At 66.7% G+C, this 21175-nt stretch carries 17 protein-coding genes; 10 read left to right on the forward strand and 7 right to left on the reverse strand.

Annotation, left to right across the window (positions count from 1 at the left end):
* Positions 1-130 precede the first annotated feature (130 nt).
* On the forward strand, positions 131-1837 hold the full coding sequence (locus tag AUL30_RS12410; RefSeq protein WP_062228194.1) for a peptidoglycan D,D-transpeptidase FtsI family protein: 1707 nt from the start codon (positions 131-133) through the stop codon (positions 1835-1837).
* 8 nt (positions 1838-1845) lie between these two features.
* Here AUL30_RS12410 and AUL30_RS12415 read toward each other — a convergent pair whose 3' ends face one another.
* Entirely contained in the window at positions 1846-3213 is a 1368-nt protein-coding gene (locus AUL30_RS12415; protein ID WP_062228232.1) for an APC family permease, read from the reverse strand.
* A 150-nt stretch (positions 3214-3363) separates the two neighbouring features.
* On the reverse strand, positions 3364-4062 hold the full coding sequence (locus AUL30_RS12420) for a GntR family transcriptional regulator (protein ID WP_062228195.1): 699 nt from the start codon (positions 4060-4062) through the stop codon (positions 3364-3366).
* Positions 4063-4258: 196 nt separating this feature from the next.
* On the opposite strand from AUL30_RS12420, the gene AUL30_RS12425 reads away from it, so the two are divergent.
* From AUL30_RS12425 to AUL30_RS12435, 3 genes are all read left to right on the forward strand, one after another.
* On the forward strand, positions 4259-5356 hold the full coding sequence (locus tag AUL30_RS12425; protein WP_062228196.1) for a Bug family tripartite tricarboxylate transporter substrate binding protein: 1098 nt from the start codon (positions 4259-4261) through the stop codon (positions 5354-5356).
* 126 nt (positions 5357-5482) lie between these two features.
* On the forward strand, positions 5483-7471 hold the full coding sequence (locus AUL30_RS12430) for a tripartite tricarboxylate transporter permease (RefSeq protein ID WP_157070116.1): 1989 nt from the start codon (positions 5483-5485) through the stop codon (positions 7469-7471).
* 28 nt (positions 7472-7499) lie between these two features.
* Positions 7500-8594 (forward strand): 4-oxalomesaconate tautomerase, encoded by a 1095-nt coding sequence (locus AUL30_RS12435; protein WP_062228197.1) that lies wholly within the window; start codon positions 7500-7502, stop codon positions 8592-8594.
* A 62-nt stretch (positions 8595-8656) separates the two neighbouring features.
* On the opposite strand, the gene AUL30_RS12440 is transcribed toward AUL30_RS12435, so the two are convergent.
* Positions 8657-9718 (reverse strand): isocitrate/isopropylmalate dehydrogenase family protein, encoded by a 1062-nt coding sequence (locus AUL30_RS12440; RefSeq protein WP_306302737.1) that lies wholly within the window; start codon positions 9716-9718, stop codon positions 8657-8659.
* Positions 9719-9866: 148 nt separating this feature from the next.
* On the opposite strand from AUL30_RS12440, the gene tcuA reads away from it, so the two are divergent.
* Positions 9867-11393 (forward strand): FAD-dependent tricarballylate dehydrogenase TcuA, encoded by a 1527-nt coding sequence (gene tcuA, locus AUL30_RS12445; protein ID WP_062228198.1) that lies wholly within the window; start codon positions 9867-9869, stop codon positions 11391-11393.
* Positions 11394-11441: 48 nt separating this feature from the next.
* Here the strand turns inward: tcuA and AUL30_RS12450 are convergent, their stop codons facing one another.
* The gene (locus tag AUL30_RS12450; protein ID WP_062228199.1) at positions 11442-12038 is read right to left on the reverse strand and encodes a TetR/AcrR family transcriptional regulator; all 597 of its coding nucleotides are present in this window, start codon (positions 12036-12038) and stop codon (positions 11442-11444) included.
* A 148-nt stretch (positions 12039-12186) separates the two neighbouring features.
* On the opposite strand from AUL30_RS12450, the gene AUL30_RS12455 reads away from it, so the two are divergent.
* The 4 genes from AUL30_RS12455 to AUL30_RS12470 all read left to right on the forward strand — a co-directional run bounded on the left by AUL30_RS12455 (position 12187) and on the right by AUL30_RS12470 (position 15104).
* Entirely contained in the window at positions 12187-12582 is a 396-nt protein-coding gene (locus AUL30_RS12455) for a RidA family protein (protein ID WP_062228200.1), read from the forward strand.
* A 117-nt stretch (positions 12583-12699) separates the two neighbouring features.
* Positions 12700-13248: a 2'-5' RNA ligase family protein gene (locus AUL30_RS12460; protein WP_083507902.1), complete on the forward strand. Its 549-nt coding sequence runs from the start codon at positions 12700-12702 to the stop codon at positions 13246-13248.
* A complete protein-coding gene (locus AUL30_RS12465) occupies positions 13238-13960 on the forward strand; it encodes an SDR family NAD(P)-dependent oxidoreductase (RefSeq protein WP_202814499.1) in 723 nt (240 codons plus the stop codon). Before AUL30_RS12460 ends, AUL30_RS12465 begins: the two co-directional genes overlap by 11 nt.
* Positions 13961-14075: 115 nt before the next feature.
* A complete protein-coding gene (locus AUL30_RS12470; protein ID WP_062228237.1) occupies positions 14076-15104 on the forward strand; it encodes a purine-nucleoside phosphorylase in 1029 nt (342 codons plus the stop codon).
* Between the two features lie 96 nt (positions 15105-15200).
* Here the strand turns inward: AUL30_RS12470 and gyrB are convergent, their stop codons facing one another.
* Positions 15201-17636, reverse strand: coding sequence for a DNA topoisomerase (ATP-hydrolyzing) subunit B (gene gyrB, locus AUL30_RS12475; protein ID WP_062228201.1), 2436 nt, complete (start codon positions 17634-17636; stop codon positions 15201-15203).
* 160 nt (positions 17637-17796) lie between these two features.
* On the opposite strand from gyrB, the gene AUL30_RS12480 reads away from it, so the two are divergent.
* Complete coding sequence (locus tag AUL30_RS12480; RefSeq protein WP_062228202.1) at positions 17797-19161, forward strand: cytochrome P450; 1365 nt, start codon at positions 17797-17799, stop codon at positions 19159-19161.
* A gap of 28 nt (positions 19162-19189) precedes the next feature.
* Here AUL30_RS12480 and cysK read toward each other — a convergent pair whose 3' ends face one another.
* Together cysK and AUL30_RS12490 are read right to left on the reverse strand one after the other, a co-directional pair.
* On the reverse strand, positions 19190-20230 hold the full coding sequence (gene cysK, locus AUL30_RS12485) for a cysteine synthase A (protein WP_062228238.1): 1041 nt from the start codon (positions 20228-20230) through the stop codon (positions 19190-19192).
* 171 nt (positions 20231-20401) lie between these two features.
* Positions 20402-21163, reverse strand: a complete 762-nt coding sequence (locus tag AUL30_RS12490) for a class I SAM-dependent methyltransferase (RefSeq protein WP_062228203.1) — start codon at positions 21161-21163, stop codon at positions 20402-20404.
* Positions 21164-21175: the final 12 nt, after the last annotated feature.

The raw sequence follows: 21175 nt of genomic DNA on the forward strand, positions 1-21175 counted from the left end.
TTCGGGCCCGGAGGAGCGCTTTGGTTAAGGCTTCGTTCACGGCCATCGCCCAGCCTTCAGGCACCGGGTTGCCGAGCCAGGGGGCTTCGACCGTCCCGGCGCCCGCACGCCCCGTCGCGATGGATCCCGCATGCGCAACAGACTGATCGACCACGCCCAGAATCCCCTCCGGGCCTTCATCGTGCTCCTGGCCTTCGCCGTCGGCTTCGGCTCGATCTTCGTGCGGCTCGTGCACCTGACGACGCTCGACCTGGCCGAGCCGATCATGGCGCGATCCGGTCCGTCCCATGCGCGCCCGGACATACTGGACCGGAATGGAGAAATCCTGGCGCGCGACATCGTCATGTTCTCCGTCTTCGCCGAGCCGCGTCGCGTGGTCGATCCGGACGAGACGGTCGAGCGACTTTTGACCGCCCTGCCCGAGCTCAATGCCGCCGATCTGCACCGCCGGCTCAGCGGCCGGGCCGGCTTCATCTGGATTCAGCGCTCCATCACGCCCGCCAAGCAGCAGGAGATTCACAATCTCGGCCTGCCGGGCATCGGTTTCCGGGAAGAGGTACGGCGGCTTTATCCCAACGGTGCGGCCGCCGCGCAGGTGCTGGGTGCGGTCAACATCGACAATCACGGCATTGCCGGCATCGAACGCTGGATCGACGAGAACGGGCTGAACGGGCTGCGGACGGCTGGCATGCGTTACGAGCGGCAGGATCTCGACCCGGTGGAATTGAGCGTCGATCTCTATGTCCAGCACGCCTTCACGGACGAGATGCGCAAAGCCATCGAACATTACGACGCCATCGGCGGCGCGGGCCTGGTGCTCGACGTCACTAATGGCGAGGTCCTGTCGCTCGTCTCCCTGCCGGATTTCGATCCCAACGTGCCGACCGATGCGCAGAAGAAGGAAAACATCAACCGCATCAATGTCGGCGTCTATGAAATGGGCTCCACCTTCAAGGCCCTGACCATGGCCATGGCGCTCGACAGCGAGGCGTTCAATCTGCACTCGGTGGTCGACGCCACGCATCCCTTGCGCTTCGGCCGGTTTTCGATCAGCGACTATCGAGGCGAGAAACGCCCTTTGAACATGCCGGAGGCCTTCCTCGTTTCCTCCAACATCGTGTTCGGCAAGCTTGCCATGCAGCTCGGGGTCGACCGCCACCGCCAGTTCCTGCGCGATCTCGGCCAGCTCACCCGGCTGACGACGGAACTGCCGGAAAGCGCGGCGCCCATCGTCCCGCGCAACTGGGGCGCGGTGAACACCGCGACCATCGCCTTCGGCCACGGGCTGGCCGTCACGCCGCTGCAGGCGGCCATGGGCGTGGCGGCGCTGGTCAATGGCGGGCGGCTCCTGCGCCCCACCTTCCTGCGCGATACGCCGGTCACCGAACGCGTGATCGCTGAGGATGTGGTGTCGCCGCGCACTGGCGAAGCCCTGCGCTACCTGATGCGGCTGAACGGCATCGACGGCTCCGCCCGCCGTGCCTCCATTGCCGGCTACCATGTGGGCGGCAAGACGGGAACGGCCGAGAAGGTGATCGACGGCCGCTACGCCAAGGGCAAGGTGATGACCTCCTTCATGGGCCTCGTGCCCGCGCACGACCCGAAATATCTGGTTGTCGTGATCCTGGACGAGCCCAAGCCGACGGCGGAAACCCACGGCTTCCGCACCGCCGGCTGGAACGCGGTTCCCACCGCGCGCAACATTCTGGAGCGGATCCTGCCGATGCTGCGGATGGCGCCGCAGTTCGAGCGCCCGCCGCAGGCCTTTCCCAATGTCGTCGCGGCACGCGCCCACGGCTTCGAGCATTTCCTGCCCGGACGCCCCCTCGTCCAGTAGGATGAGCGTCAGCCGCTAGAGCGCTCGCTTTCCAAGAAGGCCTCGATGCGGCCTTCGCGGCCGGCGCCCGTCACGGCATAGAGAACGAGGATCGCCAGGACGAGCCCCCCGGCGATGAGCGGCGCGGTCCAATCCCCTTCCGCGATGCGCACGACGAGCAGCGCGGCACAGAAGAGCGCGCCGAGCGCCGGCACGATGATCGGGACCTCGAACCGCCCGGGCCTATCGTCCGGCCGCCGCTTCAGGACGATCAGCGCGACATTGACCACGGTGAAGACCATCAGAAGCAGGAGAACGGTGGACGAGGCCAGCGCCGCGATGTCGCCCACGAGCGACAGGAACACCACGATGACGAGGAGGACCAGGATCGCGACATAGGGCGTGCGGCGCGTGCGGTGGACACGGCCCAGCGCTTCCGGCAGCAGCCCCTGGCGCGACATGCCATAGAGCAGCCGCGACGCCATCACGTAATTCACGAGCGCGGTATTGGCGACGGCAAAGATGGTGATGGCGGCAAAGACACCGACGGGGAACCAGGGGGCCGCCCGCTCCACGACGAGCGTGAGCGGCCCTGCGGCCTCGGCCAGTTCCTGCCAGGGAACGACGGAGACGGCGGTGATCGACACGGCGATGTAGATTAGCGTTGCCGCAAGGATCGCCAGGATGAACGCCAGCGGCATGGTGCGCTCGGGATCACGCACCTCTTCCGACACGTTCAGCATGTCCTCGAAGCCGATGAAGGAGAAGAAGGTCAGGACGGCGCCCTGCATCAGGAGCAGCGCGGTCGACCCCTCCAGGCCGCCGCCTTCGACGGGGGGAAACTCCAGAAGGTTCGCATTGCCCCAGGCGCTGATGCCCACGCAAATGACGAGGATCAGGCCGAAGGCTTCCACGACGGTGCAGAGCGCATTGAGCCAGAGCGATTCGGAGATGCCGCGAAACAGGACGCCGGACAACAGGATCAGAAAGCCGATGGCGATGAGCCACAGCGGCGTTTCGATGCCGAAGGCCTCCGCGATGTTGGCAGCCACCACATTGGACTGCGTGGCGATGGAGGTCAGGCCGGAGCACACGACGGCCAGCCCGACCACATAGCTGATCATCGGCCGGCGATAGGCCATCTGCGTCACATAGGCGGCCCCGCCCGCCTTGGGGAAGCGGGATGCGATGCACGCATAGGACAGGCCCGTCAGCATGGCGGCGACCATGGCCACCAGGAAGGCGAGCCAGACGGCACTGCCGAGTTCTCCGGCCGCCTTGCCGATCAACCCGTAGATTCCGGCGCCCAGCATGCTGCCGAGCCCGAACAGGGTGATCTGCGTCAAACCTGCCGCGCGCTTCAGTTGCGGCGCGCTTTCGCCTTTATCGGCTGCCATCGGCATTCCCATCCTCCCTCTGCGACCGGACCCGTCTGCGGTGACCGCTCACAGGCAGGTCACCTCCTTGTCATCGCAGATGCGCCTCGGCCGGCCGGCGTCAAGATGCCGCAGCCGTGCGGGGTGAAGGTCCGGCGATGCGCCGACCGGTCAGCGCGAGCCGGCGGAGGGTAGGCTGGCCGGCCGCGGGGCGCCGTCGCCGCCGGTCCGCTGAAGGATGCGCAGCCGGGCGCGCAGCGCGCCGCGTATATGGGCACGGGCGAGTTTTTCCGCCTCGTCCGCCTTGCGCGCGGCAATGGCGTCGATGATCGCCGCATGTTCAAGGGCCGCCTGCTCCGGCCGCTCGCGCACGGAAAAGGTCGTGCTGCCGAGCAGACCGATCGCATCCTGGAGCTCTTCGAGCGCAAAGTTCAGGTAGCGGTTGCGGGCCGCCCGGTAGATCGTTTCATGAATATGCCGGTTCAGACGCGCCATCTCCGGCGTATCGTCGTAGCATTCCTGCAAAGCCTCGTTCAGATCGCGCATATTCTCGATCTCGGTTTCCGACGCATGCTCGGCGGCCAGCCGCGCGGCGGCGCCCTCGATGATCTCACGCATGGCGTAGAGTTCCATGACGTCGCCGACCTCCAGGCTGCGCACGATCAGGCCGCGCCCGGCGGAGCTTTCGATCAGCCGGCGCGTCTGCAGGCGGCGGAACGCCTCTCGCACCGGGGTGCGGCTGACGTTCAGCCGCTTGGCGACCTCCTCCTCCCGCAGCCTGTCACCGGCCTTGTATTCCCCATTGCGCAGCGCTTCGCGGATGGCGTCGTAGACACCCTGCGCCAGCGAATCGCCCCCGTTTCGTTCCATCCCGATCCCAGTCCCCAAAGGCTCTCGCAGACCTCACGTCTGCTTGAGCGATCATGCCGGAAGCACGATGCGACTTGCAATCGTACATTTGCGCGTACGTTTGCATGCAATTGAACTCTTTTAAAAACAAAGTTAGGGTGCCGGTCGAAAATCCTTGATCGGATGCGTCTGGAACAACCTTGGGAGGAAGCCAGATATGATCACTCGCCGTGGTTTCATGAATGGCGTCGCCGCCACCGCCGGCCTGTCGGCCACCGGTCTGCCCTTCGCCGCACGGGCGCAAGCCGGCGTGGACTTTTCGGGGGAGACGATCGAGTTCGTCATCCCCTTCTCGGAAGGCGGCGGCAGCGATGTCTGGGGCCGTTTCTACGCGCCCTACCTGTCCAAGCATCTGCCCGGCAATCCGAAGGTCATCGTGCGCAATGTGCCGGGTGGCGGCTCGATGACGGGGGCGAACGAGTTCGCCGTGCGGGCGCGGCCCAACGGGCTGTCGCTCCTCGGCACATCGGGTTCGACGCAGTTCCCCTATCTCCTGCAGGACCGCCGCGTGCGCTACGACTACCGCAAGCTCATTCCGGTGGTGGCCTCCCCGACCGGGGGCGTCGTCTATATTCCGGCCAGCTTCAACGTGGCCGACGCCTCGCAACTCGGGCAGCTTTCGGGCCGCGAGCTCGTCTATGCGAGTCAGGGCGCGACCTCGCTGGACCTCGTGCCGCTTTTGGCCTTCGTGGTCATGGGGCTGAATGTGCGCCACGTCTTCGGCATGACGGGCCGGGGCGACGGGCGGCTGGCCTTCGAGCGCGGCGAAGCCACGATCGACTACCAGACCACCGCGGCCTACCAGACCGCGGTCGACCCGCTGGTGAAGGCCGGCAACGTCGTGCCGCTCTTTTCCTATGGGGTGATCGACGCCAATGGCCAGGTCCAGCGCGACCCGACCTTCCCGGACCTGCCGCATTTCATCGAAGCCTACGAGATGATGCACGGTTCCGCGCCGTCGGGGCCGGAATTCGACGCCTACCGCGCTTTCTTCGGCTCGGGCTTTGCGGCGCAGAAGCCCGCCATGCTGCAGGAAGGCACACCGCCCGAGATCGTCGCAGCCTATCGGCAGGCCTTTGCCGATGCGGTTGCGGATCCGGACCTGCAGGCCCGCAAGGGCGACATTCTGGGAGAATACGACCAGGCCGTGGGCGAGGATGCCGAGCGCCTGTACCAGATCGCCACGAGCATCGAGCCCGAGGCGCAATCCTGGACCCAGACCTTCCTGGCCGAAAACTACAACGTGCGCTTCTGACGCCGCCCCGCAGCGGGCAAAAACCAACGTGAAGGGTGGGCAGCCGCCGCGACGCGGGTCGCGGCGCGGCACACCCCGCTTGGCCCCGCAGCACATGACGCGCAATGACGAAAGGGCCAGCCGGCCATGATGATGGACGCCTTCTGGCAAGCGCTTGCCAATCTCCTGACGCTTCAGCACTTCACCTATCTGTCGCTCGGCGTGCTGGTGGGCCTGGTCGTGGGCGTGCTGCCCGGGCTCGGCGGCATCGTCGGCATGTCGCTGCTCCTGCCTTTCATCTATGGGATGGACCCGACCTCCGCCATGGCGCTCCTGATCGGCATCCTGCCGGTGCTGGCGACATCGGACACCTTCGCCTCGGTGCTGATGGGCATTCCGGGCTCCAGCGCCTCGCAGGCGACCATCCTGGACGGCTTCCCTATGTCCAAGAAGGGCCAGGCGGCCCGCGCCCTGAGCGCGGCCTTCTCGGCATCCTTCATCGGCGGCATCTTCGGGGCCATCGTCCTGTCCGTCTCGGTCATCGCGGCCCGGCCGCTCATCCTGTCCTTCGGCGCGGCCGAGCTTTTCATGCTGACCATCTTCGGCCTGTCCATGGTCGGGGTCTTGTCGGGCAACAGCCTCGCCAAGGGCATCGCCGCCTGCGCGGCGGGCCTGGCCATCGGCTCGATCGGCGCCGCGCCCGCAACGGGCGAGTACCGGATGGATTTTGGCGCGCTCTACCTGATGGACGGTTTGCCGCTGGTCATCGTCGGCCTCGGCATCTTCGCCATTCCGGAGATCGGCGATCTCCTGCGCCAGAAGGGTTCCATCTCCAACACGTCGAGCGCGCTCGGCACCGGCTGGCTGCAGGGGCTGAAGGACACCTGGACCTATCGCTGGCTGACGCTGCGCTGCTCGGGCCTCGGCTCGATCCTCGGCGCAATTCCGGGCCTTGGCGGCTCCGTCGTCGACTGGATCGCCTATGGGCACGTGGTCCAGACCTCGAAGGACAAGTCGCAGTTCGGCAAGGGCGACGTGCGCGGCGTCATCGCGCCCGAATCCACCACCTCGGCCAAGGAGGGCGGCGGCCTCATCCCCACGCTCCTGTTCGGCATTCCCGGCTCCGGCTCCATGGCTATCTTCCTGGCGGGCATGGTGCTGATCGGCCTGCAGCCCGGCCCTTCCATGGTGAGCGAGAATCTCGACATCACCTATACGATCGTCTGGTCGCTGGCGCTCGCCAACCTTTTGGGCACGGCGCTCTGCATCGTGCTGGCGCCCGGCATCGCCAAGCTTACGCAGATCCGCTACCCGCTGATCGCCCCCTTCATGATCGCCATCGTGGCCTTCGCCGCCTTCCAGCCGACACGTGCCTTCGACGATCTCCTGGCCCTGCTCGTGGTCGGCGTCTTCGGCATTCTCCTGCGCCGTTTCGGCTGGCCCCGGCCGGCCTTCCTGATCGGCTTCGTCCTGGCCACGCAGAGCGAGCGCTACCTCTACCAGGCGGTGCAGTTCTCCGGCTTCGAGATATTCACCCGGCCGATCGTCCTGGTGATCGCCGCCATCATCGCGCTGTCGGTGTGGCTCGGCGCCCGCTCGACCAAGAGCGGCGGCTCCTTCAACACGGAGGCGACGGGATCGGAATCCGCGGACCGGCCGACGCAGTTCGGCCCGCAGATCGCCTTCTCGCTCCTCATCCTCGGCATCTTCCTCTTCGCCGCCTATGAAAGCTGGAAGCTGTCCTTCCTGGGCGGGGTGTTCACGGCGGGTGTCGCGGCCGTCGGCCTTGCCGCCACGGCCTTCGTGCTGGTCCCGCAGCTTGGCCGCAAGGTCGGCGCGAACGCCAATTACGACGCGGAGGCCAATCGCGATGCCGACGACAATGTCAGCCCCTATGCCTATATCGGCTGGCTCGCCGGCTTCGTGGCCTCCATCGCCGTGATCGGCTTCTTCGCCGCGCTCCTCCTCTTCTTCATGACCTTCCTGCGGGTCGTCGCCAAGGCGTCGTGGCTGACGAGCCTTCTCCTGACGGCCGGCATCGCCACGGTCATGCTGACCCTGGCCAGTTCGCTCAACCTCGTCTTCCCGGCCGGCTACCTGCAGCTCTGGTTCGACCTTCCCTGGCCGTTCCGTTGAGCCTCGCAGAACGAAAGGACATAGAACCATGAGTTCCGCACACGCGATCCCCTGCATCCTGATGCGCGGCGGCACATCGAAAGGACCCTACTTCCGCTCGCATGATCTGCCGGCCGACCCGGACCAGCGCGACCGCGTGCTGCTGGCGCTGATGGGCTCCCCCGACAGCCGCCAGATCGACGGGATCGGCGGCGCGGACACGCTGACCAGCAAGGTGGCGATCGTCGGGCCATCGGAGCGTCCGGGTGTCGACGTGGACTATCTCTTCGCGCAGGTTTCCGTGGACCAGCCCATCGTCGATACGGCGCCGTCCTGCGGCAACATGCTGTCGGGCGTCGGCCCCTTCGCGATCGAAACAGGCATGGTGCCGCCGGCGGGCGACGAGACGCGTGTGGTGATCTTCAACGTCAACACCGGAAGCCGCATCGAGGCCATTGTCCAGACGCCGGACGGCACGGTTCGCTATGACGGCGCGGTCGCCATTGACGGGGTGCCGGGCACGGCGGCCGAGATCCGGTTGAACTTCCTCGACATCGTCGGCTCCAAGACCGGCGCGCTCCTGCCGACGGGGAAGACGCGGGAAACCATCGACGGCGTGGAGGCGACGCTGATCGACGTGTCCGTCCCGATGATGATCCTGCGGTCGCAAGATCTCGGCAAGACCGGTTACGAGACCCCGGCGGAGCTGGATGCCGATACCGCCTTCTTCGCCCGCCTGGATGCGCTGCGCCTGGAGGCCGGCCGCCGCATGGGCCTGGGGGATGTGTCCGGCATGGTCGTGCCCAAGGTCGCCATGCTGGCCGCGCCGCAGGGCGATGCGGCGATCGCTGCCCGCTACTTCGTTCCGCACAAGACCCACGCCGCCATGGCGGTGACCGGCGGCCTCTGCATCGCTAGCGCCTGTGCGCTGGAAGGCACGGTGGCCGAGGGTCTTGCCCGGCTGCCGGCAAATCCCAAGGACCAGATCGTGGTCGAACATCCGAGCGGGATCTTCGAGATCGCCCTATCGACGACCGGCGAGGGCGCATCGACCAGCGTATCCGGCGGTGTGGTCCGCACCGCACGCAAGCTCATGTCCGGCCACGTCCATGTACCGGCGGCGCTCTTTGCGCAGGCGAGCTGACGCAGCTTTTGCGGCAACGGCGAAGGGCGGCGCGCGCGTGACGCGCCGCCTGGGCCGCAGCCTTAGCCGAGCGCGGCGATCACAGCCTTCGTAAAGTCCCGGGTCGAGGCGGTTCCGCCAAGATCGCGGGTCCGGTGACGTTCATCCGTCAGCGTGCCGAGCACCCTGCGCTTCAGCTCGCAAGCGGCCTCGCAGAAGCGTTGGGTCCCGTGCCGTTCCCCGATCCAGTCCAGCATCATGCCGGCCGACAGGATGAGGGCCGTCGGGTTGGCAATGTCGCGGCCCGCTATATCGGGCGCCGAGCCGTGCGAGGCCTGGGCCATGGCATGGCCGGCGCCCGCGTTGAGGCTTTCGGCAAGGCCGAGCCCGCCCGACAGTTCGGCGGCGAGGTTCGACAGGATATCGCCGAACATATTGGTCGAGACGATCACGTCGAAGCGCTCGGGGGAACGCACCAGATGCGACACCATCGCATCGATATGCTCATCGTCCACCCGGATGTCGGGATAGGCCGCGGCGGCCTTGCGACACTCTTCCAGGAACAGGCCGTCCGAGAGTTTGAGGACGTTGCCCTTGTGTACGATGGTCACCGCGCCCCGCCGCCGGCGGGCTTCTTCGAAGGCTGCCTGCGCGATCCGCCGCGAGCCTTCGCGCGTGACCTTGCGGACCGCCAGGGCAAGGTCCGGCGTCGGCATGAATTCGCCGCCGCCGGCAAACATGGTCCTGTCCGCATAGAAGCCTTCGGTGTTTTCCCGCACGATCATCACGTCGAGCGGAGCCACCTTGGCCGGCAGCCCGGATCGCACATAGCTTGGCCGCAGATTGGCGAAGAGATCGAGGGCGATCCGCAGCGCGGCCGACGGATTGATGCCGCCCGCTTCCCGCGCGGGATACTCGGCCGTGGAGACCGGGCCGAGCAGGATGCCGTCCGCCGCGCGCGCTGCATCCAGGAGTTCTGGCGGAACCGTGGTTCCTACAGCTTCCAGCGCCGCAAACCCCACATCCCGGCTCTCGAATTCAAGGGACAGGTCGTGCCGCCGGTCCAGCGCCTCCAGCACCGCACGGGTGGCCTCTGTGATTTCGGGGCCGATGCCGTCGCCGGCAAGGGTCAGGATATGCACCATTGATTCACTCCCACGTCTGAATGCATCTGTATACAATAGAACCGCGCGGGATGATGCAATGGTCCAGCTCGCCTGTCCGGGCACCCTCTTTTCCAAACCGAATTTATTGTATACAAGTGCATGCTAAATCGATCTGTGGAGGAATGTCATGTCGGAATACAGGGATGTCGTCGTCGTCGGTTCCGGGTCTGCGGCCTTGTGCGCGGCGCTGGCCGCGTTGGAAAAGGGTGTCTCGGTCATCGTCCTGGAAAAGGCCGGAGAGGATCTGGCCGGTGGCAATTCCAAATATACGGCCGGCGCCATGCGGTTCGCCTATGACGGCAATGCCGACCTTCTGCCGCTCCTGAAGAACCCGGACGATCCGCGGCTCGAAGTCACCGAGTTCGGCGCCTACCGTGCCGAGACCTTCGAAGCCGATCTCCTGGGCTTCAACGATGGGCGGCCGCTGACCGTCGAGCAGAAGGCCCTGGTGTCGCAAAGCTATGCCACCATGCGCTGGCTGGCCGACAATGACGTGACCTTCGAGCCCATCTACTCCCGCCAGTCCTTCCAGAAGGATGGCAAGCACGTCTTCTGGGGCGGGTTGACCCTTGCCGCCGAGGACGAGGGCGTCGGGCTCGTGGCGGCGCAAACCCGCGCCGTCCTGTCGAAGGGTGGCCAGATCCGCTACGATTGCGAAGTGGTGGAACTGATCGTCGAGGGCGAGCGCGTGGTCGGCGTGCGCACGCGCGATGCGGCGGGAAAGCCGGGCGAGATCCGCGCCGGCGCCGTGGTCCTCGGCTGCGGTGGCTTCGAGGCCAATGCCGCCCTGCGCGAGCGCTTCATCGGGGCGGATTGGAGCAAGGCCAAGGTCCGCGGCACGCCCAACAATACCGGGCGTGGGCTGGAAATGGCCTTCGCGCTCGGCGCGCGCCAGCACGGGCTTTATGAAGGGTGCCATGCCACGCCGATGGACCTTCACATGCCCGAATATGGCAACCTCGACATCCCGCATGAGGAGCGCAAGAACTACCGCAAGATCTGCTACTTCCTGGGCGTGATGGTGAACCGCGACGGCATGCGCTTCGTCGACGAGGGCAAGGATTTCCGCAACTACACCTATGCGCAGTTCGGCCGCGCGGTGCTGGAGCAGCCCGGCCACTTCGCCTGGCAGATCTTCGATTCCAAGGTGGACCACCTCCTCTATGCCGAATACCGCTTCCACGACGCCCATTTCGTCGAAGCCGAGACACTCGATGCCCTGATCGAGAAGCTGGACGGCATCGACGACAAGGACCGCGTGCGGGCCACGCTCGATGCCTATAACGCGGCCGTCGACGATGACGTCGCCTTCGACCCGACCGTCAAGGACGGCAAGGGGACCCATGGCCTGCCGCTGCCCAAATCCAACTGGGCTCAGAAGATCGATACCGGGCCTTTCAAGGCCTATCCCGTGACGGGCGGCATCACCTTCACCTATGGCGGGCTCGAGGTCAGCGCCGCGGGCGGCGTCGTGCGTGAGGATGGCGGCGACATACCGGGCCTCTTCGCCTGTGGCGAACTCGTCGGCGGCGTCTTCTTCAACGGCTATCCGGGCGGCTCGGGCCTGACCTCCGGCGCCGTGTTCGGCCGCCGGGCCGGCTATGGCGCGGCTGCCGTGGCGCAGGATCGCTCCCTCGCCGCCCAGACGGCGTAGCAGCCCCACCCCGATCGGCCGCGACCGGCGGCCGGTCGGCCGTCTCGGTCAGGGCCTCTTGCGCAGAAGGCCCCCGGCCATGTGCGTAAAAACCTCCACCGCATGCGGCAGGTCGGCGTCGGGCGTGTCGCTGGCAGCCACCCAGAGTGCGGCATTCAGCGCGGCGCCATTCAGGAGCCGCGCCGCCGCCTCGACATCCACGGATCGCAAAACCCCCTCGGCGATCAGGCCGGCGACCGCCTCCCGCGTCAGCTCCAGGCAGGCATTCTGGCTGGGCCAGCCGGACGGATCCCCCAGGACGGCCGGCCCGTCCAGAAGCACGATCCGGGCGATTTCCGGGTCCAGCGCCATGCCGATATAGGCCGCTCCTTCCGCGACGAGCCGCTCCCATCCCGTGGAGGCTCCCGCGGCGGCAGCCCGCGCACGCGCGGCCATCTCGGCATCCACCTCCGAGACGACGGCCGCCAGGAGCCCAGCCTTGTCGCCGAAATGATGATAGAGCGCGCCACGCGTGAGCCCGACGTCTCCGGTCAACTCATCCATCGAGGCCGCGGCAAATCCCTTTTGCGCAAAGGCCCGGCGCCCGGCTGCGATCAGCCTGGCCCGGTTTTCCGCCATTGTATCGGCCCGTTTGCGGGTGGCCATGACAGACATGCTCCTTCGCCTCACGAAGCGTCGAGTCGATTTGACATACGTTCCGTATGTGATATCTCTCACATACATCGCGTATATCGAATTCCGGCCGCGTGGAAAATACCCGGCCAAACGCGCAACGCCTCGAAAGGAATCATCCATGACCCAACGCAACGCCGTCTTCCCGGCGGGTCGCCACGCGCTTTACGAAGCCCATGGCTATTCCGCTGCCATCGCCTCCGGCGATCTCCTCTTCGTCTCGGGCCAGGTCGGCAGCCGCCCCGATGGTTCCCCCGAACCCGATTTCGAGGCACAGGTCCGGCTCGCCTTCGACAACCTTGGCGCAACGCTCGCCGCTGCCGGCTGCAGCTTCGACGACATTCTGGACGTGACGAGTTTCCACACGGACCCAGAGCGGCAGTTTGCGACCGTTCTGAAGGTCAAGGGAGAGGTCTTCCCCACGGCCCCCTACCCGGCCTGGACGGCCATCGGCGTCAACTGGCTCGCCGGCTTCGACTTCGAGGTCAAGGTCACGGCACGCATTCCGGCCAAATAAGCGGCACCCGAAAGTGTCATGGCCATTCCATAGAGCGGGCAACAAGCGCGCCCGCAGGATGCAAGGGGCATGGTCGGGAACCTTCTATCCCGCCCGCACATTGGGCACAGGCATCCGATGGGACAGTCCATGCTCGCCACCGCGCCATTGATCGTGACACTGGGCCTCGATCAAGCCAGCTTCGCACGGTTCGATGCAGAGCGGCGTTTCTATTTTCCGGCCGATCGCAACCTCATTCCCGCCCATCTGACGCTGTTCCATCACCTGCCGGGCGCGCGCATCGCCGAGATTGCGGCCGCGCTTCATGCGGCGGCCGATGAACAAGCCCCCTTCCCGATGGCGGTGCGCGGCCTTCGCTTCCTGGGGCGCGGCATGGCTTATGAGATTGCGAGCCCGCCGCTCGACCGGTTGCGCGCGGCACTCGTGGCACTCTGGTCCGGCGATCTCACCCCACAGGATGCCGCCGGGTTCCGCCCGCATGTAACCATCCAGAACAAGGTTCCGGCGCCGCAGGCCAAGGCCGATTTTGCGCGGCTCTCAGCCGGCTTTGTCCCATTCGAGGCCACCGCGACGGGCCTGCTCCTCTGGCACTATCAGGGCGGGCCGTGGCTGGCGGCGGGCGACTTCCCCTTCAGTGCCAGGGAGCGGCGCGGCGATGATGGATGAGCCGGGGCCCCTTGCCTCTTTCCCGCGCGGGGGAGTTGCCGTCGTGTTCGGCGCCGGTGGTGGGATCGGCTCGGCGCTGGTGTCGGCACTGGAAACGACGGGCAGCTTCCGGCAGGTGGTCGGATATGGAAGGGCATCGTCACCGCCCGTCGATCTTCTCGACGAAGCCAGCATAGAGCACGCCGCGTGCGCTGCCGCGACTCTTGGTGAATTGCGCTGCATCATTGATGCCACGGGTTTCCTGCACGATGACAGACAGGCCCCGGAAAAGAGCCTGTCGCAGATCGATCCGCAGGCCATGGCCCGTGCCTTCGCCATCAACGCGACCGGACCCGCGCTGTTGATGAAGCATATGCTCGGGCGCCTGCCGCGCACCGGCAAATGCGTCTTTGCCAGCCTGTCGGCGCGGGTGGGCAGCATCGGCGACAACCGCCTGGGCGGCTGGTACGCCTATCGCGCCTCCAAGGCCGCGCTCAATCAGATCATCCGCACATCGGCCATCGAACTGGCCCGCCGCGCGCCTCAGGCCATCTGTGTCGCCGTTCATCCCGGCACGGTGGATACGGCCCTGTCGGCCCCCTTCGCTGCCGCTGGATTGAACAAGCACGCGCCGCCGCAGGCTGCCGCCCATATCCTGCGCCTGCTCGACCGTCTGACGGCGGCGGACACCGGCGGTTTCTTCGATTGGCGCGGCCAGGCCGTGCCGTGGTGACCCCCCGCCCCGGCCCATGACGGCAGCAACCTATGGCTCTTAATCACCGGTGCGCTCTTGAAGCGCCGAGCGCTGACCGTGCATATCGACCCCATTGCACCGGAAGGACATCGCCATGACACGCACAACCGCCGCCATTGCCGCAAGCCTTGCGGCGCTCGCCGCCTTCGCCATGCCGGCCAGGGCGCAGGACGCGCCCGCCATTGTGCCCAAGGTCTTCGTGATCACCATGTTCGATGAAGAGGCCAAACCCTGGCTCGAGCGGCAGGAGCTCAAACAGATCGTTGACGTACCCGGCCTGTCCCCGGACTATCCGCAGGTTCAGTGCAACATCGCCGGCCTCTGCCACATGACGACGGCCATGGGCTTTGCCAACGCGGCCAGCTCGGTGTCCGCGCTCATCTATAGCGGCCGGTTCGATCTGACGCAGACCTACTTCCTGATCGCCGGCATCGCAGGCGTGGACCCGGCTCAAGGCACGCTCGGCTCCGCCCATTGGGCGCGTTATGCCGTCGATGGCGGGCTGCGGCACGATATCGACGCGCGGCAGATCCCGCAGGGCTGGAATTCGGGCGTCCTGGCGCTCGGCGCCGCTGCGCCCGGAGAAAAAGCCGCCTGGGGCTCGAAGACGGAGGTCTACCGGCTGAACGAGGATCTGCTTCAGCGCGCTTATGCGCTGTCGCGCGGCGTCGAGCTTGCCGATGGCGCGGAAGCCCGCGCCTATCGCGCGCAGTATGGCGCCGGGCCCGGCGGCTCCGCGCCGGCCGTGTCGATCTGCGATACGCTGTCGAGCGATACCTACTGGCACGGCACGCGCCTGGCCCTAGGCCATGCGCAGTTCGTCAGCGCGGCGACGGATGGGCAGGCCAGGACCTGCACCACACAGATGGAGGACAACGCCTCCCTCACGGCCCTGCGGCGTGGCGACGATGCAGGGCTTCTGGATTTCGACCGGGTCGCCCTGCTGCGGACCGGCTCCAACTTCGATCGCGAACCGGAGGGCATGGATGCCGTCGCATCGCTGAAGGCCCGTTCGGGCGGTTTTCCACTGGCAACGGAAAACGCCTACCGCGTCGGCACGGCGTTGACCGCGGACATCCTGGCGAACTGGGATGACTGGTCGAAGGGCGTTCCCGCCCGGTAGAGCCGGCGGAACGATCCCGGGGACGGAGGCCTCCGGGATCGGGGTCGGATACCGACCCGCTGTAATGCAGGCGTCAGTTCCGCGACGGCAGCCCGATCACACGTCCAGATTGGCGACCTGGAGGGCGTTGTCCTGGATGAACTCGCGGCGCGGCTCGACCTCGTCGCCCATGAGGCGCGAGAAGAGCTGGTCGGCGTCGGTCGCGTCGGAGATCTTGACCTGCAGCAGCGAGCGGACATCCGGGTCGAGCGTCGTTTCCCAGAGCTGCTCGGGGTCCATTTCGCCGAGGCCTTTGTAGCGCTGCAGGGAAATGCCCTTGCGGCCTACCTCGAAGACCGTGTTCAGAAGATCCACGGGCCCGGAAATCCGGCGCTCGGTTTCCTTGCGGCGCAGGACCGGGCTGTGCGGATAGACCTCGGCCATGCGGGCCGCCATGCGGTTGAGCGCCAGCGCGTCGCCCGAATGGATCAGCGCGGCGTCGATCTTCTGGACCTCCTGCACGCCGCGCACGGTCCGGCTGAAGCGGAACCCGCCCTCGGACGTCGCCTCGCCGACCCAGCCGCGTTCTGTTTCCTCGGCGATCGCGTCCAGTGCTTTGGCGATGCGCTCCGCCATGTAAGGCGCGTCGGCGCCGCTTTCGGCGATCTCCGGGTTGAGCGCCCCGGCAATGGCCGCCTGCTCGACCACGGAGCGGTCATAGCGCGAATGCAGCCCGTTCAGGACCTGGCGGACGGCGAGCGCGTCCTCCACCACCGTGCGCAGGTCGCGGCCGGCGCGGCTTTCACCGGTGTCGAGCTGCAGGACGGCGTCTTCCAGCCCGCCTTCGATCAGGTAGTTTTCGAGCGCTTTCTCGTTCTTCAGATACTGCCCCTGCTTGCCGCGGGTCACTTTGAACAGCGGCGGCTGGGCGATGTAGACGTAGCCGCGCTCGATCAGCTCCGGCATCTGGCGGAAGAAGAAGGTCAGGAGCAGGGTACGGATATGGGCGCCGTCGACATCGGCGTCCGTCATGATGATGATCTTGTGGTAGCGCAGCTTTTCCGGATTGAACTCGTCCTTGCCGATGGACGTGCCAAGCGCGGTGATGAGCGTGCCGATCTGGTCGGAGCCGAGCATGCGGTCGAACCGCGCCCGCTCGACGTTCAGGATCTTGCCCCGCAGCGGCAGGATGGCCTGGTTCTGGCGCGAACGCGCGCCCTTGGCCGAGCCGCCGGCGGAATCACCCTCGACGATGAAGATTTCGGACTTGGCGGGATCGCGCTCCTGGCAATCGGCCAGCTTGCCGGGGAGCGAGGTGATGTCTAGGGCGCCCTTGCGACGTGTCAGCTCACGCGCCTTGCGCGCAGCCTCACGCGCGGAGGCAGCCTCCACGACCTTGCCGATCACGGTGCGCGCTTCCTGCGGGTGCTCTTCCAGCCAGGTGGACAGGGTTTCGTTGACGAGCCCCTCCACCACCGGGCGAACCTCGGAGGAGACGAGCTTGTCCTTGGTCTGCGACGAGAATTTCGGGTCGGGCACCTTGACCGACAGAACGCAGCTCAGCCCCTCGCGGCAATCGTCGCCGGTGAGCTGCACCTTCTCGCGCTTCAGGACGCCGGAGCTTTCCGCATAGCCGATGATCTGGCGCGTCAGCGCGCCACGAAAGCCCGCCATATGCGTGCCGCCATCGCGCTGCGGGATGTTGTTGGTGAAGGGCAGCACCGTGTCCTGGTAGGAATCGTTCCACCACATGGCGGCTTCCACGGTGATGCCGTCGCGCTCGCCGGTCAGGACGATCGGCTCGGGGATCAGCGGCTTGCGGGCCCGGTCGAGGTAGCGCACGAAGGCTTCCAGCCCGCCCTCGTAGAAGAGCTCGACGCGCTTCTCGTCGGCCGGGCGCTTGTCCGTCAGCGTGATCCGCACGCCCGAATTCAGGAAGGCCAGCTCCCGAAGGCGGTGCTCCAGCGTGCCGAAGTCGAAATCCACCTTGGTGAAGGTGTCCGACGAGGGCATGAAGGTAATGGCGGTGCCCGTCTCGTCCCCGGCGTCGCCCGTCTCGGCCAAGGGTGCGTCCGGCACGCCATGGGTGAAGGACATTTCGTGGATCTTGCCCTTGCGCCGGATCTTCATGCGCAGCCACACGGACAGGGCGTTGACGACCGAGACGCCGACGCCGTGCAGGCCGCCGGAAACCTTGTAGGAATTCTGGTCGAACTTACCGCCCGCATGGAGCTGGGTCATGATGACCTCGGCCGCGGAAACGCCCTCGCCCGCATGGATGTCCGTCGGGATGCCGCGTCCATTGTCCGTGACGGTGCAGGAGCCGTCGGCGTTCAGCGTGACGGTAACGAGCGTGGCGTGGCCGGCCAGCGCCTCGTCGATCGCATTGTCGACGACCTCATAGACCATGTGATGCAGGCCGGATCCGTCGTCCGTATCGCCGATATACATGCCGGGCCGCTTGCGTACGGCGTCCAGACCTTTGAGAACCTTGATGGAATCAGCGCCATATTCGGCGTCGAGGCCGTTCTTATTCTCGTCAGCGTTCGACATGGGAATCCTTCATTTGGGCGGATCCGGCGCCATGGCGAATCAAGCCGGCGCCCCCGCCGCCTCCGGGGTCGGTAAGCGCTTCGAATATAGGCATTTTGCGCCGAAAATGAAAGCGTGAGCCCGGCTCGACCCGAGCCCCCGCCATTCCCATATGAAGGGCATGGACACGATACGCGAACCCTTCCTCGCCCCGGCGCCCGTTCCCCATACCAAGCCGCTCGGCATCATGGGTTTCGTCTGGACGGCATCCCGCAACCCGATCGAGATCTGGGGCTCGCGCGCCTATAAGGAGCCCTGGCTCAGGGCCAACTGGCTGCGCGTGCCCACGGTGATCCTCAACGATCCCGCCGCCATCCGCCACTGCCTCGTGGACAATGCCCGCAACTACGTCATGCAGCCGCTGCGCCAGCGGGTCCTGCGCCCGATGCTGCGCGACGGGCTCCTGACGGCGGAAGGCGAATTGTGGAAGCGCACGCGCCGTGCGCTCGCCCCCGTCTTCACGCCCCGAAACATCGAGGCGATGACCCCTGTCATGGCGGCGCGGAGCGCCAGCTTCGCCGACGGGCTCGCCGCGCGCACCGGCGCGCGGACGGACATCGCCTTCGAGATGACGCTGCTCACCTACGACATCCTGCAGGCGACGCTGTTTTCCGACGACATCACGGGCGAGCCCAAGGAATTCGCCCGCTCGATGGAGAGTTTTCTGGCGCGGATGGGACGGGTCGACCCTCTCGACATCCTGGACGCGCCGGCCTTCCTGCCGCGCATCAACCGCATGATCGGGCTGCGCTCGACCAACTACTTCCGCCGGCTGATCGCCGGCACGATGGAGCGCCGCGCCGCGCTCCTGGCCGAGCGGCCGGAGGCGGCGCCCGCCGATTTCCTGACCCTTCTCTTGCGCAGCGAAGGCCTGTCGCGCTCGGAGATCGAGGACAACATCATCACCTTCATCGGCGCCGGGCATGAAACGACGGCCCGGGCCCTCGGCTGGACGCTCTACCTGCTCAGCCAGTCGCCGGAGGAGCGGCGCAAGGTGGAAGACGAACTCGACGCCAAGCTGGACGCCCTTCCCGATCCGGCAGAATGGCTGACCGAACTGCCCCATACGCGCGCCGCGCTGGAAGAGGCCATGCGGCTCTATCCGCCGGCGCCCTCGCTGAACCGCACCGCCCTTGCCGACGACCGGTTCGGCGAGATCGACATTCCGGCCGGCGCCTCGCTCCTGGTCCTGCCCTGGCTCGTCCACCGGCACGAGACCCATTGGGACCGGCCCGGCCATTTCCTGCCCGAGCGCTTCATGCCCGGCAAAAGGGAGGCGATCGACCGGTTCCAGTACATGCCCTTCGGCATCGGCCCGCGTGTGTGCATCGGCTCGAGCTTCGCCATGCATGAGGGCGTCATCGCCCTCGCATCCTTGATGCGGCACTTGCGCTTCGACTATGTCGGCAGCGCGCCGCCCTATCCGGTGCAGAAGATCACCGTGCAGCCGCGCGGGGGCCTGCCGATGCGCGTGACGCGGCGATAGGCCCCCGACAGACCGGGGCGATTGGCCGTCAGATCGCGCTGCCGGCCGGCTTCTGTGCGGCTGGCACCTGCGCCGGCGCCGGATCGTCGCCCAGCCCATCGAAGAGCGCCGTCGACAGATAGCGTTCGGCAAAGGACGGGATGATGATGACGATGGTCTTGTCCGCAAATTCCGGGCGCTGCCCCACCTCCACGGCTGCCGTCAGCGCCGCGCCGGATGAAATGCCGACCGGAATGCCCTCGATGCGGGCAAGAAGGCGGGCATTTTCGAAGGCCTCGTCGTTGGAGACGGTCACCACCTCGTCATAGATGGTCGTGTCGAGGACGGCGGGCGCGAAGCCCGCGCCGATGCCCTGGATCTTGTGCGGGCCCGGCGTGCCGCCCGACAGGACGGGGGAGGCCTCCGGCTCCACGGCCACGATGCGGATATCGGGCTTGCGCTGCTTGAGCACCTGGCCAACGCCCGTGATCGTGCCGCCCGTGCCGATGCCCGACACCAGGGCGTCGATCTGCCCCTTGGTGTCGTTCCAGATTTCCTCTGCCGTGGTGACGCGGTGGATCTGCGGGTTGGCGGGGTTCTCGAACTGCTGCGGAATCACCGCATCGGGCAGCTCCGCCTTCAGCTCCTCGGCCTTGGCGATCGCCCCCTTCATGCCCTTGGCGCCTTCCGTCAGGACGAGGTCCGCCCCCAGGAGGCGCAGCATCTTGCGCCGCTCGATCGACATGGTTTCCGGCATGGTCAGGATCAGCCGGTAGCCCTTGGCGGCCGCTGCGAAGGCCAGCGCAATGCCCGTATTGCCGGATGTCGGCTCGACCAGGATGGTGCGGCCCGGCTCGATCCGGCCTTCCGCCTCCAGGCGTTCCAGCATGGCGACGCCGATCCGGTCCTTGACCGAGGCGATGGGATTGAAGAATTCGAGCTTGGCCAGAAGGCGTGCCTTCACACCCTTTTCCTGCGCGAACTTGTCGATCCGCACGAGCGGGGTATCGCCGATCGTATCGACGATGGAATCGTAGATGCGCCCGCGGCCATGCGTGCGTGCCAACTGGTCGTTCACGGTCTTGTCCATGCTCATCTCCCTTGCTGCGCTGTCCGGTGCTGCCCCGTCATGGCGTTGCGTGCATCTTAACGGGCGATGCCAGGCTTGCCGAGGATGCTTGCCCCTGCCGTATCGCGTCGCAGGAAAAGAATTCCCACGAAAGGGCGGGGGCAAGGGCCGCGCGTTTCGGCCGACGGCGGTTCAGCCTGCCCGTGCCTCGATCACGATGACGTCCAGCATGAAGGAGCCATCGGGCTCGATATCGAAATGCCGCTGGACATCTGCGGGCGCGTGGGTCTGCAGGCTGCGAATGGCATCGATATGGGGTTGCGGCGTGCGCATGCGCTGCACCCAGCTCGCAAATTCCATCCGGATGCGGAACTGGCGCGTGGACTGGACCAGGAAGCCGGCCCGCGCCAGCCCGGCCAGCCACTCGCCGGGTGTATAGTCACGCACATGCGATGGATCGCGCAGGAGTTCCACCGCCTGCAGGTGCGTATCGGCCAGCGCCGATCCGTTCGCCACCCCATCGATGAAGACTGCGGGCGAACCCCGCCGCAGCACGCGCCGCGCCTGGCGCAGCCCTGCCTCGACGTCGCGCCAGTGATGGGCCGTGTAGCGGCAGGCCAGAAAGTCGAAGCTTTCATCGGCGAAGGGCAGCGCCTCGGCGGGCGCGGCCACCGTATCGAGATTGGCATGGCCCCGATCGGCCGCCGTTGCCGCAACGGCCGCCAGCATGTCGGGCGAAAGGTCCACGGCGGTCACGGCGTCGGCATGCGCCGCCAGCCGGTAGGCCACGTGCCCGCCGCCGGTGCCGAGGTCCAGCGCATGGGACGGGCGCAGGCCTGACAGGATCGCGTCCAGCGCTTCCAGGTCCGGGCCCGCCGCATGCACCGCGCTCGTCACATAGGCGGCCGCCTGCGGGCCGAACTGCGATACGACATGTGTCTCGTGCGCTTTCATGGTGGTCCTTCC

Source organism: Aureimonas frigidaquae, from assembly GCF_001463905.1.
GTDB classification, from domain to species: domain Bacteria; phylum Pseudomonadota; class Alphaproteobacteria; order Rhizobiales; family Rhizobiaceae; genus Aureimonas; species Aureimonas frigidaquae.

Coding starts and splice junctions, on each gene's coding strand:
- AUL30_RS12425 (WP_062228196.1), top strand. CDS start 4,259: ATGATCACTCGCCGTGGTTTCATGAATGGCGTCGCCGCCACCGCCGGC.
- AUL30_RS12490 (WP_062228203.1), bottom strand. CDS start 21,163: ATGAAAGCGCACGAGACACATGTCGTATCGCAGTTCGGCCCGCAGGCG.
- gyrB (WP_062228201.1), bottom strand. CDS start 17,636: ATGTCGAACGCTGACGAGAATAAGAACGGCCTCGACGCCGAATATGGC.
- AUL30_RS12430 (WP_157070116.1), top strand. CDS start 5,483: ATGATGATGGACGCCTTCTGGCAAGCGCTTGCCAATCTCCTGACGCTT.
- AUL30_RS12465 (WP_202814499.1), top strand. CDS start 13,238: ATGATGGATGAGCCGGGGCCCCTTGCCTCTTTCCCGCGCGGGGGAGTT.
- tcuA (WP_062228198.1), top strand. CDS start 9,867: ATGTCGGAATACAGGGATGTCGTCGTCGTCGGTTCCGGGTCTGCGGCC.
- AUL30_RS12420 (WP_062228195.1), bottom strand. CDS start 4,062: ATGGAACGAAACGGGGGCGATTCGCTGGCGCAGGGTGTCTACGACGCC.
- AUL30_RS12415 (WP_062228232.1), bottom strand. CDS start 3,213: ATGGCAGCCGATAAAGGCGAAAGCGCGCCGCAACTGAAGCGCGCGGCA.
- AUL30_RS12410 (WP_062228194.1), top strand. CDS start 131: ATGCGCAACAGACTGATCGACCACGCCCAGAATCCCCTCCGGGCCTTC.
- AUL30_RS12440 (WP_306302737.1), bottom strand. CDS start 9,718: ATGGTGCATATCCTGACCCTTGCCGGCGACGGCATCGGCCCCGAAATC.
- AUL30_RS12455 (WP_062228200.1), top strand. CDS start 12,187: ATGACCCAACGCAACGCCGTCTTCCCGGCGGGTCGCCACGCGCTTTAC.
- AUL30_RS12460 (WP_083507902.1), top strand. CDS start 12,700: ATGGGACAGTCCATGCTCGCCACCGCGCCATTGATCGTGACACTGGGC.
- AUL30_RS12470 (WP_062228237.1), top strand. CDS start 14,076: ATGACACGCACAACCGCCGCCATTGCCGCAAGCCTTGCGGCGCTCGCC.
- AUL30_RS12435 (WP_062228197.1), top strand. CDS start 7,500: ATGAGTTCCGCACACGCGATCCCCTGCATCCTGATGCGCGGCGGCACA.
- AUL30_RS12480 (WP_062228202.1), top strand. CDS start 17,797: ATGGACACGATACGCGAACCCTTCCTCGCCCCGGCGCCCGTTCCCCAT.
- AUL30_RS12450 (WP_062228199.1), bottom strand. CDS start 12,038: ATGGCCACCCGCAAACGGGCCGATACAATGGCGGAAAACCGGGCCAGG.
- cysK (WP_062228238.1), bottom strand. CDS start 20,230: ATGGACAAGACCGTGAACGACCAGTTGGCACGCACGCATGGCCGCGGG.